This is a genomic window from Microbacterium sp. NPDC089695 (assembly GCF_044749085.1).
Lineage (GTDB): Bacteria > Actinomycetota > Actinomycetes > Actinomycetales > Microbacteriaceae > Microbacterium.
In genome coordinates this window covers 892,916-910,228 of record NZ_JBIVHG010000001.1, presented here as the reverse complement: position 1 = coordinate 910,228, position 17,313 = coordinate 892,916, and the positions used below count along the sequence as shown (strand labels likewise).

The window sequence follows — 17,313 nt, the reverse complement described above, 5'->3', positions numbered from 1 at the left end:
GGCGCCTGGGCGCCCGCTTCGGTGGTCGCTGCGCTGCTCGGGTTCCACGATGAAGTCGTTGAGGTGCGCAAACGATTGTGCAAATATAGACCACACCCGCCGCGAGATGCAACATCGCCGGCTTCACCCCCACGACCCAACGAGGAGTCACCCCGTGTCACACGCCCTGATCACCGTCGATAAGGCCTTCCAGATCGGCGACGTCCCCCGCCGTCTGTTCGGCTCGTTCGTCGAGCACATGGGACGCTGCGTCTACACCGGCATCTACGAGCCCGGGCATCCCTCCGCCGACGCGCAGGGCTTCCGCACCGACGTGCTCCGGCTCGTGAAGGACCTCGGCGTCTCGGTCGCGAGGTACCCCGGCGGCAACTTCGTCTCGGGATACGACTGGCAGGACGGCATCGGCCCGGTCGCCGAGCGCCCCCGCCGACTCGACAGCGCCTGGCACGCGATCGAGACCAACGAGTTCGGACTCCACGAGTTCGTCGACTGGGCGCGACTCGCCGACGTCGAGATCATGCAGGCCGTGAACCTCGGCACCCGTGGCGTCGACGAGGCCCGCAAGCTCGTCGAGTACGCCAACCACCCCGGAGGCACCGAGCTCTCCGATCTCCGCCGCGCGAACGGCGCCGAGGATCCCTTCGGCATCAAGCTGTGGTGCCTGGGCAACGAGCTCGACGGGTGGTGGCAGCTCGGCCACAAGAACGCCGACGAATACGGCCGCCTCGCCCGCGAGGCCGCGAAGGCCATGCGCACGGTCGATCCGACCATCGAACTCGTCGCGGTCGGATCGTCGGGGCACGGGATGCCGACGTTCGGCACCTGGGAGCACACCATGCTGCAGCACGCCTACGACCAGGTCGACTACGTGTCGCTGCACGCGTACTACGAGGAGCGCGACGGCGACGCCGAGAGCTTCCTCGGCACCGGCGTCGACCTCGACGGCTTCATCGAATCGGTCGTGTCGACCGTCGACGCCGTGCGGGCGGCGGGCAAGCACCGTAAGCGCGTCCATCTCTCGTTCGACGAGTGGAACGTCTGGTACATGCGCGACCAGGAGCACCGTGACGACTCCGAGGCGAACGTGCAGAAGGGCCCGTGGCGCGAGCATCCCCGCCTCATCGAGGACGTCTACAACGTCACCGACGCCGTCGTCGTTGGCACCATGCTGCATTCGCTGCTGCGGCACGGCGACCGTGTGCGCATCGCCAACCAGGCGCAGCTCGTCAACGTGATCGCGCCGATCCTCGCGGAGCCCGACGGACCCGCGTGGGAGCAGACGATCTACTGGCCGTTCGCCCGCATGGCGGCGCACGCGCGCGGTCGGATCCTGCGCACCGCGGTCGACGCCACGCAGATCGAGACGAAGAAGTACGGCGGGGTGGATGCGGTCGACGTGAGCGCCACATTCGACGAGGAGACCGGCGAGCTCGCGTTCTTCCTCGCGAACCGCGGGCTCGGCGAACCTGCCGAGGTGTCACTCGCGCTGAACGGGTTCGACGACCCCCGAGTGCTCGGCGCCGAGGTGCTGACCGTGCCCGAGTCGGGCGACCGCTTCACCGCCAACACGATCGATCGGCGCGACGTGGGCATGCGCCCGCTCGACGCCGACATCGAAGACGGACTCGCGCGCACCGTGCTGCCCCCGCTCAGCTGGGCCGTGCTGCGGATCGCCGTCGCGCCCGCCCGATGACCGCCCCGAACACGACCACAGGAGAAGAGGACCACTGATGCAGGCAGCGCAGTACATCGGCGACAGGACGATCGAGGTGGCGACGGTCGACCCGTCGGAGCCCGGCCCCGGAGAGGTGCGGATCCGCGTGGCGTACGTCGGGCTGTGCGGTACCGATCTGCACATCGTGCACGGGAGCATGGACCAGCGCGTCGCCCGACCGCTGACCTTCGGGCATGAGATGAGCGGCACGATCGAGAGCCTGGGAGCGGGCGTCGAGGGCTGGCAGGTCGGCGACGCCGTCACGGTCATGCCGCTCGCCTGGGACGGCACGTGCCCCGCATGCCTCGCGGGTCATCAGCACATCTGCCAGAACCTCGACTTCATCGGCATCGACTCGCCCGGCGCCCTGCAGCAGCTGTGGTCGGTGCCCGCCGACACACTGCTGCGGCTGCCCCGGGACCTGTCGCTCGACGCGGCGGCTCTCGTCGAACCCGTGGCGGTGGCCGTGCACGACGTGCGCCGCTCGGAACTCGCGGCGGGAGACAGTGTCGTGGTGCTGGGCGGCGGGCCCATCGGGCTCATGATCGCCTCCGTCGCCCGCCACAGCGGCGCCGAGGTGCTCGTGGTCGAGCTCGACGAGGGGCGCCGCGTCCGCATCGACGCGCTCGGTCTCGCGACGTTCGACCCCACGGCATCCGACCTCGTCGCCCACGTCGAGGAGTGGACGGGCGGCGCGGGCGCCGACGTCGTCTTCGAGGTCTCGGGCGCCGCAGCCGCGGTGCGCTCGGCCACGGCCGTCGCCAAGGTGCGCGGCACGGTCGTCGTGGTCGCGATCCACCCGACCCCGCGCGAGGTCGATCTGCAGCGCGTGTTCTGGCGCGAACTGCGTCTGCTCGGCGCGCGGGTGTACGAGCGTCGCGACTTCGAGACCGCGATCGAGCTGCTCGGCACCACCGCGATCCCGATCGATGCGATCGTCACCGGCGTCGTCGGACTCGACGGCATCCCCTCGGCCGTCGCCGACCTCGAGTCGGGGCGGGCGATGAAGATCCTCGTGGACGTGCAGCGGATCGGAGGCGTGTCATGACCGGCGGGCCGTTCGACCTGACCGGGCGCACCGCGGTCGTGACGGGAGCGAGCCGGGGCATCGGCGCTGCGATCGCGGAGGCACTGGCCCGGGCCGGCGCCGACATCGTCGGCGTCAGCACCCGCATCCACGAGAGCGGCATCGGCCGGATCGTCGAGGATGCCGGTCGGTCGTTCACCGGGATCTCGGCGGACTTCGGCGACCGTGGCCGCGTCGACGCCCTGGCCGATGAGCTGGCCGACCTGCGCCCCGACATCCTCGTGAACAACGCCGGCACGATCGAGCGGGCGCCCGCGGCCGAGCATCCGACCGACGCATGGGATCGCGTGCTGCAGGTGAACCTGTCGAGCCAGTTCACGCTCACGCAGCGGGTCGCGGCGCCGATGCTCGAACGCGGCAGCGGCAAGGTGATCTTCATCGCCAGTCTGCTGAGCTTCCAGGGTGGCATCAACGTGCCCGGCTACACCGCGGCGAAGTCCGGCATCGCGGGTCTCACCAAGGCGCTCGCCAACGAGTGGGCGGCGCTCGGCGTCAACGTCAACGCGATCGCCCCGGGGTACATCGCGACCGACAACACCTCGGCGCTGCGCGACGACCCCGATCGTTCGGAGTCGATCCTCGCGCGCATCCCCGCCGGACGCTGGGGTCGCGCCGACGACATCGGCGGCGCCGCCGTGTTCCTGGCCTCCTCGGCATCCGACTACGTGTCAGGCACCGTGCTGCCGGTCGACGGCGGGTGGCTCGGACGCTGAGAATCAGCTGAATGCCTGGTCAGAGTTGTTAACAGATTCATCCACACCTGTGGATGACTGCACGGGCATTCAGCTGATCCCGGCGTGGGTTCAGACCAGAGCGGATGCCGCGCGCAGCTCCTGCTCGCGGAGCGCACGCTCGACCGCTTCGACGTCGCGCACGGCGCCGCGGTCGGCCGAGGTGGCCATGGTCGCGTACGAGCGGAGCGCGAGCGACACCGCGCGCTGGCGGTCCTTCGGACGGTAGCCGCCGTTCTCCAGCAGCGCCGCGCGACGGCGGTCGAGCTCGGCCTCGTCGACCTGCAGCGTGAGGTCGCGCGTCGGGATGTCGATCGAGATGATGTCGCCGTCCTCGACGAGCGCGATCACGCCGCCCGACGCCGCCTCGGGCGAGACGTGCCCGATCGACAGACCCGAGGTTCCGCCGGAGAAACGCCCGTCGGTGATGAGCGCGCAGACCTTGCCCAGGCCGCGGCCCTTGAGGAACGAGGTCGGGTGCAGCATCTCCTGCATGCCGGGGCCGCCCTTCGGGCCCTCGTAGCGGATCACGACGACGTCGCCCGGCTGCACCTTCTTGCCGAGGATCTTCGCGACGGCCTCCTCCTGCGACTCGCACACGACGGCAGGGCCGGAGAACACGAGGATCGACGGGTCGACACCGGCGGTCTTGACGACGGCGCCGTCGACCGCGATGTTGCCGCGCAGCACCGCGAGTCCGCCGTCGGCCGAGTAGGCGTGAGCGGCGTCGCGGATGCATCCGTTCTCGGCATCCGTGTCGAGCTCGAGCCAGCGCTCCGACTGCGAGAACGCGCTCGACGAGCGCACTCCGCCGGGTGCGGCGTACCAGAGGTCCTTCGCCTCGTCCGAGACCGAGTCGCGGCGGATGTCCCAGGCGTCGAGCCACGAGGTCAACGACGGGGAGTGGATCGACGAGACGTCGTCGTTGAGGGCGCCGGCGCGGTGCAGCTCGCCGAGGATGCGAGGAATGCCGCCGGCGCGGTGCACATCCTCCATGTAGTACATGCGCCCGTAGGCGGGGTTCGGGGCGATCTTCGCGAGGCACGGCACCCGGCGCGAGACGGCGTCGATCTCGTCGAGCCCGAACGCGACGCCGGCCTCGTGCGCAGCAGCGAGCAGGTGCAGGATCGTGTTCGTCGACCCGCCCATCGCGATGTCGAGCGCCATCGCGTTCTCGAAGGCGTTGTAGCTCGCCACCGCGCGGGGCAGCACCGAGGCGTCGTCCTCGTCGTAGAAGCGCTTGGTGATCTCGACGGCCACCTCCCCGGCCTTCTCGTACAGGGCGCGGCGTGCGGTGTGCGTCGCGAGCACCGAGCCGTTGCCGGGCAGCGCGAGGCCGAGAGCCTCGACGAGGCAGTTCATCGAGTTGGCGGTGAACATGCCGGAGCACGAGCCGCACGTGGGGCAGGCGTTCTCCTCGATGCGCTGGATGTCGGCATCCGACACGGTGTCGTTCGCGGCCTCCGAGATCGCGTCGACCAGATCGAGGGTACGCACGCTGCCGTCGACGAGCGTGGCACGACCCGACTCCATCGGACCGCCCGAGACGAAGACGGTCGGGATGTTCAGGCGCAGGGCGGCCATGAGCATGCCCGGGGTGATCTTGTCGCAGTTCGAGATGCAGACGAGCGCGTCGGCCTGGTGGGCGTTGACCATGTACTCGACCGAGTCGGCGATGAGGTCGCGCGAGGGGAGGGAGTACAGCATTCCGCCGTGGCCCATCGCGATGCCGTCGTCGACCGCGATGGTGTTGAACTCGCGGGGGATGCCGCCCGCGGCGGAGATCGCGTCGGAGACGATGCGCCCGACGGGCTGCAGGTGCGTGTGACCGGGCACGAACTCGGTGAAGCTGTTCGCGACGGCGACCATCGGCTTGCCGAAGTCGGCGGCGTTGACGCCGGCGGCGCGGAAGAGGGCACGGGCACCGGCGGCGTTACGGCCGTGGGTGACGGTGCGGGAGCGAAGAGGAGTGGGCATCGTTCCACTCTGCCCTCGCGCGCGCGGACCCGGAAGACGGCGCTGACACTAGTAGTGGGAGTACTAGGTTTGTGGGATGACCTCGGATGAGCAGAAGCGCGCAGAACTCGGCGCGTTCCTCCGCGCGCGCCGCGAGCAGCTCGATCGGGGCACGTACGGCCTGCCTCCCGCCGGGCGCGGACGCACGGTCGGACTCCGCCGTGAGGAGGTCTCGTTCCTGTCGGGTGTGAGCGTCACCTGGTACACCTGGCTCGAGCAGGGGCGCGACATCAACCCGTCGCGGCAGGTGCTGGATGCCGTCGCCACGGCGCTGCATCTCACGGTCGCGGAGCACGACTACGCGCTGACGCTGGAGGGCTTCGCCCCGCAGAGATCGGCGGGCGATGCGGTCGTCGAGACGGCGCCGCCGCACGTGCAGAGGTTCCTCGACGCGCTCGACGAGCACCCGGCCTACGCGCTCGCCCCCGACTGGGGGATCGCCGGATGGAACCGCGCCTACGAGAGGCTCTACCCCAACGTCGCCACGACCCCGCCCGAGCAGCGCAACCTCCTGCGGTTGATCTTCACCGACCCCGCGGTGCGCTCGCTGCTCGACGACTGGGACGACACGAGCCGGCGCTTCCTCGCCGAGTTCCGCGCCGAGGCCGGTCCGCGGCTCGGCGACCCGCGCTACCGCGACCTCATCGGGCGGCTGCGCGAGGAGAGCCCGGAGTTCCGCGAGCGCTGGGAGAGCCACGGCGTCGGGGGCTTCGAGTCGCGCGAGCGCGTCTTCCAGCATCCGCGTCTCGGACGCCTCGTCTTCGAGCACCACCAGATGCGCCCGTCCGACCAGACCGACATCCAGTTCGTCGTCTATACCGCGGATGCCGCGACGCGCGAGCGCTTCGCGGAGCGCGACTGACTCGCGTCAAGCCCCTCGGCGGCCTGCACGACGACGTCGCATACTGCAGACATGGCCGCTGACCCGCATCCGCTGACCGACGACGGTCACCACGTCGTGATCGACGGCCGGACGTGGCGTGCGACGGACCCGTCGATCCCCGAGTCCTTCCGCCGGGAGCTGGTCGACGAGCTGATGGCGGCGCGGCGGGCGGTGAGAGCCGGAGAGCCGGATGCCCGCACGCGCGTGAACGATGCGAAGACCGCGCTCGGCGAGCGCGGTCACCCGTGGTGGGAGGATGCCGAGGGCGCGGGGTTCGACGACCGCATCGCCGCCGCGATCCGCGCCCTCACCCGCAAGCGCGCGGAGTCGTCGATCTGCCCGAGCGATGTCGCCCGCACGATCGGCGGGTCCGCCTGGCGGTCGCGCATGGACGACGTGCGTCGTGTCACCGGCGAGCTCGCCGATCGCGGTGAGGTCGTCGTCACCCAGAAGGGGGAGCCCGTGCGCATCGCGGAGGTGAAGGGACCGGTGCGGATCCGCCTCGCGTCGCGGAGCTGAAGACCTTGAGAAACGAGAAGGCCCCGCACTCGGCGGGGCCTTCTCGAACTGTCTCAACACAGTGTGGAGCCTAGGAGATTCGAACTCCTGACATCCTGCTTGCAAAGCAGGCGCTCTACCAACTGAGCTAAGGCCCCGTGAGGGTACTTCTTGAGTTACAGGGTGGGGCTACCAGGACTTGAACCTGGGACCTCTTCATTATCAGTGAAGCGCTCTAACCGCCTGAGCTATAGCCCCGTCAACCTCCAAGACTTTACCGGAGATTCTCGGAATTACCCAATCGAGGGCGGGACCCCGGGGGTGTCCCGCCCTCGAACGCGATCACTCCCCGGGTCGGATCGTCACACTGCCCGCCGAGAGGGTGACCTCGATCGTGCGGCTGCTGCCCGAGGACTGGTCGATCTGCGGATCGAGAGACCCCGCACTCACGTCCTGCGAGAGAGCGTAGGACGTGTCGGGAAGCGTGAGATCGACCGACCCCGCGCTCACGTCGACCGCCGTGCGCGTCGGCGCCGATCCGGTCAGTTCGACGTTCATGTCGCCGGCCGAGACACCCAGGTCGGCATCGTCGACCCCGTCGAGCACGACGTCGGCGCGACCGGCGCTCATGTCGATCGCGAGGCTCGTCGCCGCACCCTCGACATCGAGCGCCCCGGCGTTCACCGTGATGTCGAGCGCTCCGAACTCGCCGACGACGTCAAGGCTTCCTGCGTCGAGGTTCATCGTGGCGTCGAGGGCGTCCTGCTGCAGATCGGCGGGCAGCGTGAGCACGGCGGACTCCTCGTCGCCGAACCACCCGCCGAACCACCAACCCCACCGGAACTCGGGGCTGCGCACCACGAGCTCGTCGCCCTGCCGATCGAGCGTCCATCCGGGGCTCCTGCCGTTGGCGACCGAAAGCTCGGCCTCGTCGACGTCGCCGAACTCGATGCGCATATTGCCCGCGTCGACGTCGAGGTCGATCGAGGTCACGCCGTCGGCATCCGTGGTCTGCAGCGAGTCGCTGCGTTCGGACGATGCCGCGAGGATCGTGCCGGTGGCCGCGACCGCCGCCGTTCCGCCCGCGCCGATCAGGGCGATGCCGCCGATCACGGCCGTGCCCACGAGCACGGCGGTGACTCCGGGGCCGCGTCCGCGCGAGTCGCCCGAGGGCGCAGCGGGGGAGGGAGGCGAGACGGGGGCCTCGGACGTGGGCGGCGGAGTGAACGAAGTGTTCCCGGCGTCGCGCGCCGCGCCGTCGTCCGGAATGCTGTTCTGTTCGGTGCTCATCGTGCGGCTCCTGTCTGGCCGGTGGGCGGAGTGGTTCCGCCGGTGTTCTCGATGTGGGCGAGGGCGGCGAGCACGCGCCGGTTGCCCGACTCGTCGGGCTCGAACCCGAGCTTCTGGAAGATGGCGGTGATGTGCTTCTCGACGCTCGCCTCCGAGACGAAGAGCAGCCCGGCGATCGCCTGGTTCGACTTCCCCTCCGCGATCAGGGCGAGCACGGTGCGCTCGCGTTCGGTGAGTCGCATCATCCGGTCGTCGCGGTTGCGGCGGGTGAGCAGCTGCGCCACGACCTCGGGGTCGAGCACGGTCGCCCCCTCCGAGATGCGCTGCACCGACGCGAGGAACTCCGCGACGTCGGCGACCCGGTCTTTGAGCAGGTATCCGAGCGGTCCGCCCTGTGCCGCGATCAGATCGGAGGCGTACCGCTCCTCGACGTACTGCGACAGCACGAGGAGCGGGAGTGCCGGATCGGCCGCGCGCAGCTCGAGCGCCGCGCGGATCCCCTCGTCGGTGAACGTGGGAGGCAGGCGGACATCGAGGATGCAGAGCTCCGGCGCCTGGTCGCGCACGGCCTCGGCGAGCCCGTGGGTGTCGGGGAGGGCGGCGACCACGGTGTGGCCGGCGTCCTCGAGCAGGCGCACGAGTCCTTCGCGCAACAGGACGGAGTCTTCGCAGATCAGGATGCGCATGGCACCGTCACCTCCAGGCTGGTCGGTCCGCCGGCGGGGCTGTCGAGTCGGAAGGTGCCACCCGCGGCGAGGATCCGGTTGGCGATGCCGTCGAGTCCTCCGCCGGGTTGCACCTGCGCGCCGCCCATCCCGTTGTCCTCGACGCGCGCCCAGAGCACGCCGCCCTCGCGGAGGCGCACCGTGACGCGGGTCTCGCTGGCACGGGAGTGCTTCGCGGCGTTGGTCAACGATTCGGCGATCGAGAAGTACACGGCGGCTTCGGCCTCGCGGCTGCAGCGTCCGTCCATCCTCACGTCGAGGCTCACGGGGATGTGCGACCGACCGGCGAGCGCCGACAGTGCGGCGTCGAGTCCGCGGTCGTCGAGCACCGAGGCGTGGATGCCTCGCGCCAGCTGACGCAGTTCGGTGATGGCCGCCTTCGTCGAGGTGTGCGCCTCGGCGATCAGCGCCTTCGCGGCATCCGGGTCGTCGTCGATCTTCTGCTGGGCGAGGCCCAGCGTCATGCCGACCGAGACCAGCCGCGGCTGGACCCCGTCGTGCAGGTCGCGCTCGATCCGCGTGCGCTCCACGTCAGCCGCACGGACCGCACCCTCCCGCTGCGCGGTGCTGGTGCGCACGCGCTCGGTGAGCTCGGCCTCCTTCGCGCGGATCACGATCGACAGCGACAGCACCCGGTGCAGGGCGGCGAGCCCGATCATGCCCACGATGCAGGCGGCGATGCCGAGGATGCCGACGAGCGGCGCCCAGGCGGCGGTGATCCCGCCTCCGCCGAACGGGCCCATCACCGCATCCGACCCGACGAGCGGGGCGAAGCAGATCACGATCGACCAGACGAGTCCCCAGGCGAGGCGCAGGACGATCCATCCGAGCACGGCGGAGATCGCGAAGTTGGCGATGGCCCGCCACATGCGGCCGTCGATCGTCTGGCGTCCGAGTGCGCGGATCCAGCCCGAGAAGCCGGGGCGGTCGCGGGGCCGCCACCGCAGCGGAGCGATCGGCGTGCGGTACAGACCGCTGACGCGGGCCACCTCGAACCAGCCGACGCCGAACAGCGAGTACACGAGACCGACCAGGAGCACGATCCCGATCCCCGCGGCGAACAGCAGCCCGATTCCGGTGCCGAGGAGTCCGGTGAGCGCTCCGAAGATGATGCCGCCGAGCACGCCGACGGCCGCCAGATGCACGATCGTGAGGAAGAGGCGCAGCGGCGGCTTGGCGGCCGTGGCCTGCTGCGGCATGGGTGTCTCTGTGGTCATGGTTCCAAAGTACGGGCGCGCCGCTCGCGCCGACACCGAGGCATCCCGACACCCCACTTCGGGTTTTCCCTACCCGGGAACGCGAGAGGGGCGGATGCCTCAGCATCCGCCCCTCTCGGTGATCGCGTCAGTTCGACATGAAGCCGACGAGCAGTCCGCCCGTCACCTTCACGGCGACGTTGTAGATGCCGGCGATCACGGCGCCGAGCACCGTGATGACGATGAGGTTCAGGATCGACACCACGGCCGCGAACGCCATCACCTGCGGAAGACCAGCGATCTCGGAGATGCGCACCGAGTCGTCGGTGATGACGCCGATGAAGTCGTCGGCCTGGGCCAGGATGCCGGTCGCCTGCAGCACGAGGTAGATGAGGAAGAACGACACCATGGTGACGATCGCGAACGCGACCGCGCCCAGGAACGAGAGCTTCACGGCCGACCAGAAGTCGACGTAGACCAGGCGCAGGCGGACCTGCTTGCCTCCGGTCTTGCGCGTCGACTTCTTCGCCAGCTTGTCGGCTACTGTGCTCATGCGTCTGTGTCCTCAGGGTTCTCTGTCGTCTCGGGGGAGATGGTGGGGGAGTCCACCTCCGCCTCCGCCGAATCGTCGTCCTCGGCGAGGCCCCGCTCACCATTGCGGGCGATGGCGAGGATGCGGTCGGCTTCCGTCGTCCGCGCGAACACCACTCCCATGGTGTCGCGGCCCTTGGCGGGCACCTCGGCCACGGCAGAGCGTACCACCTTGCCGCTGGACAGAACCACCAAGACCTCGTCGTCCTCGGAGACCATCAGACCACCCGCGAGCGTGCCTCGATCGTCGTTGAGTTTCGCGACCTTGATGCCGTATCCGCCGCGTCCCTGCACGCGGTACTCGTCGATCGCGGTGCGCTTCGCGTAGCCGCCGTCGGTGACCACGAACACGTACTGACCCGGTGCCGCGACAGACGCGGAGAGCAGGTTGTCGCCCTCGCGGAACTTCATGCCCTTGACGCCTGCGGTCGCACGGCCCATCGGACGCAGCGCCTCGTCGGTCGCGCTGAACCGCACCGACATGCCGCGGCAGCTGATGAGGAGGATGTCGTCTTCGGCGTTGACCATGAGCGCCGAGACCAGTTCGTCCTCGTCGTTCAGACGGATGGCGATGACACCGCCCTGACGATTGGTGTCGTAGCTCGACAGCGCCGTCTTCTTGACGAGTCCGTCGCGCGTCGCGAGCACCAGATAGTCGGCCACCTCGTAGTCGCGGATGTCGAGGATCTGCGCGATCTTCTCGTCGGGCTGGAGCGCGAGGAGGTTCGCGACGTGCGTGCCCTTCGCGTCGCGACCGGCCTCCGGCACCTCGTACGTCTTCGACCGGTAGACACGGCCCTTGTTGGTGAAGAACAGCAGCCAGTGGTGGGTCGTCGTCACGAAGAAGTGCTCGACGATGTCGTCGGCGCGCAGCTGGGCGCCCTTGACGCCCTTGCCGCCGCGGTGCTGCGAGCGGTAGTTGTCGCTGCGCGTGCGCTTGATGTATCCCTCGCGCGTGACGGTGACGACCATCTCCTCCTCGGCGATGAGGTCTTCCATCGACACGTCGCCGTCGAAGCCGTGCAGGATGTGCGTGCGCCGGTCGTCGCCGAACCGGTCGACGATGCCGGTGAGCTCGTCGCGGATGATGTCGCGCTGCAGAGCCTCGTCGGCGATGATCGCCTTGAACTCCTCGATCTTGCCGCGCAGCTCCTCGGCCTCGTCGAGGATCTTCTGCCGCTCGAGCGCCGCGAGGCGACGCAGCTGCAGGGCGAGGATCTCGTCGGCCTGGTCGGCATCGACGTCGAGGAGCTTGATGAGTCCCTCGCGCGCGTCCTCGACCGTGGGCGATCGGCGGATCAGCGCGATGACCTCGTCGAGGGCGTCGAGCGCCTTGAGGTAGCCCTCGAGGGTGTGCATGCGGCGCTCGGCCTTCGCGAGGCGGAACCGCGTGCGGCGCACGATGACGTCGAGCTGATGGGTGATCCAGTTGGTGATGAAGCCGTCGATGCCGAGCGTGCGCGGAACGCCGTCGACGATCGCGAGCATGTTCGCGCCGAAGTTCTCCTGCAGCTGGGTGTGCTTGTACAGGTTGTTCAGCACGACCTTGGCGACGGCATCCCGCTTCAGCACGACGACGAGACGCTGACCGGTGCGGTCCGACGACTCGTCGCGGATGTCGGCGATGCCGGTGATCTTGCCGTCACGGGCCAGGTCGCCGATCTTCACCGCGACGTTGTCGGGGTTCACCTGGTACGGCAGCTCGGTGATCACGAGGCAGGTGCGACCCTGGATCTCCTCGACGTTCACCACGGCGCGCATCGTGATCGATCCACGACCGGTGCGGTATGCCTCGTGCACGCCCTTGGTGCCCAGGATCTGCGCTCCAGTCGGGAAATCCGGACCGGGGATGCGCTGGATCAGCCCCTCGAGCAGGTCCTCGCGCGGGAGACCGGGGTTGTCGAGCGCCCACAGCGCAGCCGCCGACACCTCACGGAGATTGTGCGGCGGGATGTTCGTGGCCATGCCGACCGCGATGCCGACCGAGCCGTTGACCAGCAGGTTCGGGAACCGGGCGGGAAGGACCGTCGGCTCCTGGGTCTGACCGTCGTAGTTGTCGGTGAAGTCGACCGTGTCCTCTTCGATGTCCCGCACCATCTCGAGCGCGAGCGGGGCCATCTTGGTCTCGGTGTAGCGCGGGGCGGCCGCGCCCATGTTGCCAGGCGAGCCGAAGTTGCCCTGTCCGAGCGCGAGCGGATAGCGCAGCGACCACGGCTGCACGAGGCGCACGAGCGCGTCGTAGATCGCCGAGTCGCCGTGCGGGTGGTACTGACCCATGACCTCGCCGACGACGCGGGCGCACTTCGAGAACGACTTGTCGGGGCGGAAGCCGCCGTCGTACATGCCGTAGATGACACGGCGGTGCACGGGCTTGAGACCGTCGCGCACATCGGGCAGCGCGCGTCCCACGATGACGGCCATGGCGTAGTCGAGGTAGCTGCGCTGCATCTCCGACTGCAGGTCGACCTGGTCGATCTTGCCGTGATCGTGGCCCTCGTTGAGGTCGGGGCGTTCTTCGTCAGTCATGTGTGTCTTTCTGTCCTGGCCACCGGCTCCGGGATGTTCTCCCCGAGTGAAGAGCGGGGACCCCTACCCCGATTCACTCGGGGAGAACATCCCTGCGCCTCAGTCGTGTAGACGGCCTCCGAAATCTCTGGCTGGGGTATTTAGATGTCGAGGAAGCGGACGTCCTTGGCGTTGCGCTGGATGAAGCTGCGTCGGGACTCGACGTCCTCACCCATCAGCACGCTGAAGATCTCGTCCGCGGCCGCGGCGTCTTCGATGGTGACCTGACGCAGCGTTCGCGTCGTGTGGTCCATCGTGGTCTCCCACAGCTCCTTGGCGTTCATCTCACCGAGACCCTTGTACCGCTGGATGCCGGCTTCCTTCGGGATGCGCTTGCCGTTCTCGAGCCCGTGCTTGAGCAGGGCGTCGCGCTCGGCGTCGCTGAACACGTACTCGTGCGGCTGGTTGGTCCACTTGAGGCGGTACAGCGGCGGCATCGCGAGGTAGACGAAACCGGCCTCGATGAGTCCGCGCATGTAGCGGAAGAGCATCGTGAGCAGCAGCGTCGTGATGTGCTGGCCGTCGACGTCGGCATCCGCCATCAGCACGATCTTGTGATAGCGGGCCTTCTCGATGTCGAAGTCCTCGCCGATGCCCGTGCCGAAGGCCTGGATCATCGCCTGGACTTCCTTGTTGCCGAGCGCCTTGTCGAGGCGCGCGCGCTCGACGTTGAGGATCTTGCCCCGCAGCGCCAGGATCGCCTGCGTGTGCGGGTCGCGCCCCTGCACCGCCGAACCGCCGGCCGAATCACCCTCGACCAGGAAGATCTCGCTGATCGACGGGTCCTTGCTCGTGCAGTCCTTGAGCTTGTCGGGCATCGCCGCCGACTCGAACACGCTCTTGCGGCGAGCCGTCTCGCGCGCCTTGCGGGCGGCCATGCGCGCGGTCGCGGCGTCGATCGCCTTGCGGATGACGTTCTTCGCCTGCGCCGGGTTGCGGTCGAACCAGTCGCCGAGCTGGTCGCCGACGACCTTCTGCACGAAGGCCTTCGCTTCGGTGTTGCCGAGCTTCGTCTTCGTCTGGCCCTCGAACTGGGGCTCACCGAGCTTGATCGAGATGACCGCGGTGAGTCCTTCGCGCACGTCGTCGCCCGAGAGGTTGTCGTCCTTCTCCTTGAGCAGACCGTTGGCGCGCGCGTACCGGTTGACGAGGGTGGTCAGCGCCGCACGGAAGCCCTCCTCGTGCGTGCCGCCCTCGTGCGTGTTGATGGTGTTCGCGTAGGTGAAGACGTTCTCGGTGTACGAGGTGGTCCACTGCATCGCGACCTCGAGCGAGATCTTCCGCTCGGTGTCCTCCGAGTCGAAAGCGATGATCTCCTCGTTCACGACCTCGGCGTGGCGCACCTTGTTCAGGTACTCGACGTAGTCGACGAGGCCGCGCTCGTAGAAGAACACGTCGCCCGGCTGCTTGGTGACGGTCTGCCCGTCGACCTCGACCTCGTAGGCGGATGCCGCACGCTCGTCTGCGAGCTCGATGCGCAATCCCTTGTTGAGGAACGCCATCTGCTGGAAGCGCGTGCGCAGGGTGTCGTAATCGAACTCGACCGTCTCCTGGAAGATCTCGGCGTCGGGCCAGAACGTGATCGCCGTGCCGGTGGTGTCGGCCGCCTCGCCCTTCTCGAGCTTCTGCTGCGGCACACCGCCGTTCGCAAAGCTGTGACGCCAGACGAAGCCCTTCTGCTTGACCTCGACCTCGAAACGCGTGGAAAGCGCGTTCACGACCGACGAACCGACGCCGTGCAGCCCGCCGGACACGGCGTACGCGCCACCGCCGAACTTGCCACCGGCGTGCAGGATCGTCAGCACGACCTCGACCGTCGACTTCGACGGGTCGGAGGAGTGCGGGTCGACCGGGATGCCGCGGCCGTTGTCGACCACGCGCACGCCGCCGTCGGCGAGGAGCGTCACGAAGATGGTGTCGGCGTAGCCGGCGAGCGCCTCGTCGACCGAGTTGTCGACGATCTCGTACACGAGGTGATGGAGACCGCGGGGTCCGGTCGATCCGATGTACATGCCGGGGCGCTTGCGCACCGCCTCGAGTCCCTCGAGGATCTGGATCGAATCGGCGCCGTACTCACCGGGCTGCTGCGCCTTCGGTGCCGTGGCCTCCGCGTTCTCCGGGGTGCCTCCGGTGTTCGATTCCGACTCGTCAGCAGGGGTTTCAGGCGTCATCAGAGAGGTTTCTCCACATCGATATCACGAACTCCCATTCTAGCGGGCTTTAGGGGTGATATGCGGCTCAAAGGCCGTCTGCGGCCCTCTGAGCGTGTCGGACCCCTTGCGTGGTGTCCTACCCGTAGGTGTCGCGCGGACCCCGCCCTGGGACGACTCTGGGACCCCATTTCCAGGAGGGGACGTCGGGTCCGATGAACCGGAGGTTCTCGACGCCGGCATCCGGGTACCGCCGTCCGATCTCGGTCATGATGGTCGCCCGCATGTATTGGAGGTTCTTCGCCCATGCAGTCGAATCGCACTTGACCGTGAGCAGTCCGCGCTCGAGCGACACCGGTTCGGAGTGCTTCGCGGTGTCGGATCCGGCGAGATCGGCCCATTGCCGCACGAGGTCCTCACGTGCGAGGGTCGTCTGCCACCCCGAGTCGCGGCTTAGCTTGTCGAGCACGGCGCCGAGAGACCCCGGGTCGCGACCGGGGGTGAACGGCGCGTTCTCGTCGTCGACGACCCGCCGCTTGCGTTTCCAGTTCTTCGAGCTCGGCTTCAGACCGCGCAGACGCAGATACGTCGACACGGTCTCGGGAGTGTCGGGGGCCTCGGGGGGCGCAGAGGGGATGCCGTCAGTCATCGTCACCGTTCCCCTCCTCGCTGACGACACGCTCGTCGTCGACAGCGCGTTCGTCACTGATCGTGCCCGCCGTGATGCGCACGACGTGGGCATGGAGCACCTCGGGGATATCCTCCTCCACAGCCGCCGTGACCACCACCTGCTCGTAGTCAGCGGTGAGTGCCGCGAGTCGTTGACGGCGATCTGCGTCGAGCTCGGCGAACACGTCGTCGAGGATGAGCACGGGGTCGCCCGCCGGCGACTCGCTGCGCAGCAGTTCGGCCGAGGCGAGACGCAACGCGAGCGCGACCGACCAGGATTCCCCGTGCGACGCGTAGCCCTTGACCGGAAGCCCGCGCACACGCAGCACCAGGTCATCGCGATGGGGACCCGTGAGAGTGAGACCGCGATCGAGCTCCTGCGTGCGCTTCGCGAGCAGCGAGGCGCGGAAGAGCTCGGCGATGTCGCCCGTCGTCTCGACGGTCGCCGCCTCGCCTTCTTCGGGATCTCCGCCGCGCACCGACAGCGCCCACTCGAGCTGGGGCCGGTGATCGGCGCCCGCGATCGACGCGTATGCATCGGCGACGGGCTGCTGCAGATCCGACGCCAGGCGCTGCCGAGCCGCGATGATCTCGGAGCCGAGAGCGACGAGCTTGTCGTCCCACACGTCGAGAGTGCTGAGGGCGTCTCCGCGGATGCCGCGGGCTCGCGCCGACTTCAACAGCGCGGTGCGCTGCTTGAGGACCCGGTCGTAGTCGGCCAGCACCGCCGACAATCGAGGGGTGCGCTGGATCAGGAGCTGATCGGCGAACCTCCGTCGTGACGACGGATCGCCGCGCACGATCTGGAGATCCTCCGGGGCGAACAGCACGACGTGGGCGTACCGAGGCAGCTCGCTGGTCTTCGACGGTGAGCCGTTGATGCGCGCCTTGTTCGACCCCTGCCGATTGAGCTGCACCTCGGTCAGCACTTTGCGCTCACCGTGCGAGAGCCGAGCCCGGATGATCGCGAACTCCTGTCCGTCGCGCACCATCGGGGCATCCGACGACACGCGATGCGACCCGAGCGTCGCGAGGAACACGACGGCCTCGGCGAGATTCGTCTTGCCCTGGCCGTTGCGGCCGACGAGCACGTTGGGACCGCGGTGGAGCGCGAGTTCCGCGGTCGCGTAATTGCGGAAGTCGACCAGGCTCAGGTGTTCCACGATCACCGGATCAGCCTACCTTCGGGGTCCGACAG

The 17,313-nt window shown here is 68.7% G+C and carries 14 protein-coding genes and 2 tRNA genes; 5 read left to right on the top strand and 11 right to left on the bottom strand.

What is annotated here, in order from left to right; all coding sequences use genetic code 11:
- Nucleotides 1–154: 154 nt before the first annotated feature.
- The 3 genes from ACIPYT_RS04540 to ACIPYT_RS04530 are packed head-to-tail and all read left to right on the top strand — an operon-like array spanning nt 155 to nt 3,514.
- The gene (locus ACIPYT_RS04540; protein ID WP_401071049.1) at nt 155–1,693 is read left to right on the top strand and encodes an alpha-N-arabinofuranosidase; all 1,539 of its coding nucleotides are present in this window, start codon (nt 155–157) and stop codon (nt 1,691–1,693) included.
- Between the two features lie 37 nt (nt 1,694–1,730).
- Nucleotides 1,731–2,762: a zinc-binding dehydrogenase gene (locus ACIPYT_RS04535; protein ID WP_401071047.1), complete on the top strand. Its 1,032-nt coding sequence runs from the start codon at nt 1,731–1,733 to the stop codon at nt 2,760–2,762.
- Complete coding sequence (locus ACIPYT_RS04530; protein WP_401071045.1) at nt 2,759–3,514, top strand: SDR family oxidoreductase; 756 nt, start codon at nt 2,759–2,761, stop codon at nt 3,512–3,514. The genes ACIPYT_RS04535 and ACIPYT_RS04530 overlap by 4 nt, the downstream gene beginning before the upstream one ends.
- Before the next feature lie 90 nt (nt 3,515–3,604).
- On the opposite strand, the gene ilvD is transcribed toward ACIPYT_RS04530, so the two are convergent.
- A complete protein-coding gene (gene ilvD, locus ACIPYT_RS04525; RefSeq protein ID WP_401071043.1) occupies nt 3,605–5,509 on the bottom strand; it encodes a dihydroxy-acid dehydratase in 1,905 nt (634 codons plus the stop codon).
- Nucleotides 5,510–5,585: 76 nt separating this feature from the next.
- On the opposite strand from ilvD, the gene ACIPYT_RS04520 reads away from it, so the two are divergent.
- Both ACIPYT_RS04520 and ACIPYT_RS04515 read left to right on the top strand, forming a co-directional pair.
- Entirely contained in the window at nt 5,586–6,410 is an 825-nt protein-coding gene (locus ACIPYT_RS04520) for a helix-turn-helix transcriptional regulator (protein ID WP_401071041.1), read from the top strand.
- A 51-nt stretch (nt 6,411–6,461) separates the two neighbouring features.
- Nucleotides 6,462–6,950: a DUF3253 domain-containing protein gene (locus ACIPYT_RS04515; RefSeq protein ID WP_401071039.1), complete on the top strand. Its 489-nt coding sequence runs from the start codon at nt 6,462–6,464 to the stop codon at nt 6,948–6,950.
- A 64-nt stretch (nt 6,951–7,014) separates the two neighbouring features.
- Here ACIPYT_RS04515 and ACIPYT_RS04510 read toward each other — a convergent pair.
- From ACIPYT_RS04510 to recF, 10 genes are all read right to left on the bottom strand, one after another.
- Nucleotides 7,015–7,087, bottom strand: a tRNA-Ala gene (locus ACIPYT_RS04510).
- 26 nt (nt 7,088–7,113) lie between these two features.
- Nucleotides 7,114–7,187: transfer RNA gene (locus ACIPYT_RS04505), tRNA-Ile, on the bottom strand.
- 84 nt (nt 7,188–7,271) lie between these two features.
- Entirely contained in the window at nt 7,272–8,219 is a 948-nt protein-coding gene (locus ACIPYT_RS04500; RefSeq protein ID WP_401071037.1) for a DUF4097 family beta strand repeat-containing protein, read from the bottom strand.
- On the bottom strand, nt 8,216–8,905 hold the full coding sequence (locus ACIPYT_RS04495) for a LuxR C-terminal-related transcriptional regulator (protein WP_401071035.1): 690 nt from the start codon (nt 8,903–8,905) through the stop codon (nt 8,216–8,218). Before ACIPYT_RS04495 ends, ACIPYT_RS04500 begins: the two co-directional genes overlap by 4 nt.
- Complete coding sequence (locus ACIPYT_RS04490; protein WP_401071033.1) at nt 8,893–10,161, bottom strand: sensor histidine kinase; 1,269 nt, start codon at nt 10,159–10,161, stop codon at nt 8,893–8,895. Before ACIPYT_RS04490 ends, ACIPYT_RS04495 begins: the two co-directional genes overlap by 13 nt.
- A gap of 127 nt (nt 10,162–10,288) precedes the next feature.
- A complete protein-coding gene (locus ACIPYT_RS04485; RefSeq protein WP_401071031.1) occupies nt 10,289–10,693 on the bottom strand; it encodes a DUF3566 domain-containing protein in 405 nt (134 codons plus the stop codon).
- Nucleotides 10,690–13,257, bottom strand: a complete 2,568-nt coding sequence (gene gyrA, locus ACIPYT_RS04480) for a DNA gyrase subunit A (protein WP_401071029.1) — start codon at nt 13,255–13,257, stop codon at nt 10,690–10,692. Before gyrA ends, ACIPYT_RS04485 begins: the two co-directional genes overlap by 4 nt.
- A gap of 140 nt (nt 13,258–13,397) precedes the next feature.
- Complete coding sequence (gyrB, locus tag ACIPYT_RS04475; protein WP_401071027.1) at nt 13,398–15,467, bottom strand: DNA topoisomerase (ATP-hydrolyzing) subunit B; 2,070 nt, start codon at nt 15,465–15,467, stop codon at nt 13,398–13,400.
- A 118-nt stretch (nt 15,468–15,585) separates the two neighbouring features.
- Complete coding sequence (locus ACIPYT_RS04470) at nt 15,586–16,095, bottom strand: DUF721 domain-containing protein (protein ID WP_401074738.1); 510 nt, start codon at nt 16,093–16,095, stop codon at nt 15,586–15,588.
- Complete coding sequence (gene recF, locus ACIPYT_RS04465; RefSeq protein WP_401071025.1) at nt 16,088–17,284, bottom strand: DNA replication/repair protein RecF; 1,197 nt, start codon at nt 17,282–17,284, stop codon at nt 16,088–16,090. Before recF ends, ACIPYT_RS04470 begins: the two co-directional genes overlap by 8 nt.
- Nucleotides 17,285–17,313: the final 29 nt, after the last annotated feature.

Coding starts and splice junctions, on each gene's coding strand:
- ACIPYT_RS04530 (WP_401071045.1), top strand. CDS start 2,759: ATGACCGGCGGGCCGTTCGACCTGACCGGGCGCACCGCGGTCGTGACG.
- ACIPYT_RS04515 (WP_401071039.1), top strand. CDS start 6,462: ATGGCCGCTGACCCGCATCCGCTGACCGACGACGGTCACCACGTCGTG.
- ACIPYT_RS04485 (WP_401071031.1), bottom strand. CDS start 10,693: ATGAGCACAGTAGCCGACAAGCTGGCGAAGAAGTCGACGCGCAAGACC.
- ACIPYT_RS04490 (WP_401071033.1), bottom strand. CDS start 10,161: ATGACCACAGAGACACCCATGCCGCAGCAGGCCACGGCCGCCAAGCCG.
- ACIPYT_RS04535 (WP_401071047.1), top strand. CDS start 1,731: ATGCAGGCAGCGCAGTACATCGGCGACAGGACGATCGAGGTGGCGACG.
- ACIPYT_RS04500 (WP_401071037.1), bottom strand. CDS start 8,219: ATGAGCACCGAACAGAACAGCATTCCGGACGACGGCGCGGCGCGCGAC.
- gyrA (WP_401071029.1), bottom strand. CDS start 13,257: ATGACTGACGAAGAACGCCCCGACCTCAACGAGGGCCACGATCACGGC.
- ilvD (WP_401071043.1), bottom strand. CDS start 5,509: ATGCCCACTCCTCTTCGCTCCCGCACCGTCACCCACGGCCGTAACGCC.
- ACIPYT_RS04495 (WP_401071035.1), bottom strand. CDS start 8,905: ATGCGCATCCTGATCTGCGAAGACTCCGTCCTGTTGCGCGAAGGACTC.
- ACIPYT_RS04520 (WP_401071041.1), top strand. CDS start 5,586: ATGACCTCGGATGAGCAGAAGCGCGCAGAACTCGGCGCGTTCCTCCGC.
- gyrB (WP_401071027.1), bottom strand. CDS start 15,467: ATGACGCCTGAAACCCCTGCTGACGAGTCGGAATCGAACACCGGAGGC.
- ACIPYT_RS04470 (WP_401074738.1), bottom strand. CDS start 16,095: ATGACTGACGGCATCCCCTCTGCGCCCCCCGAGGCCCCCGACACTCCC.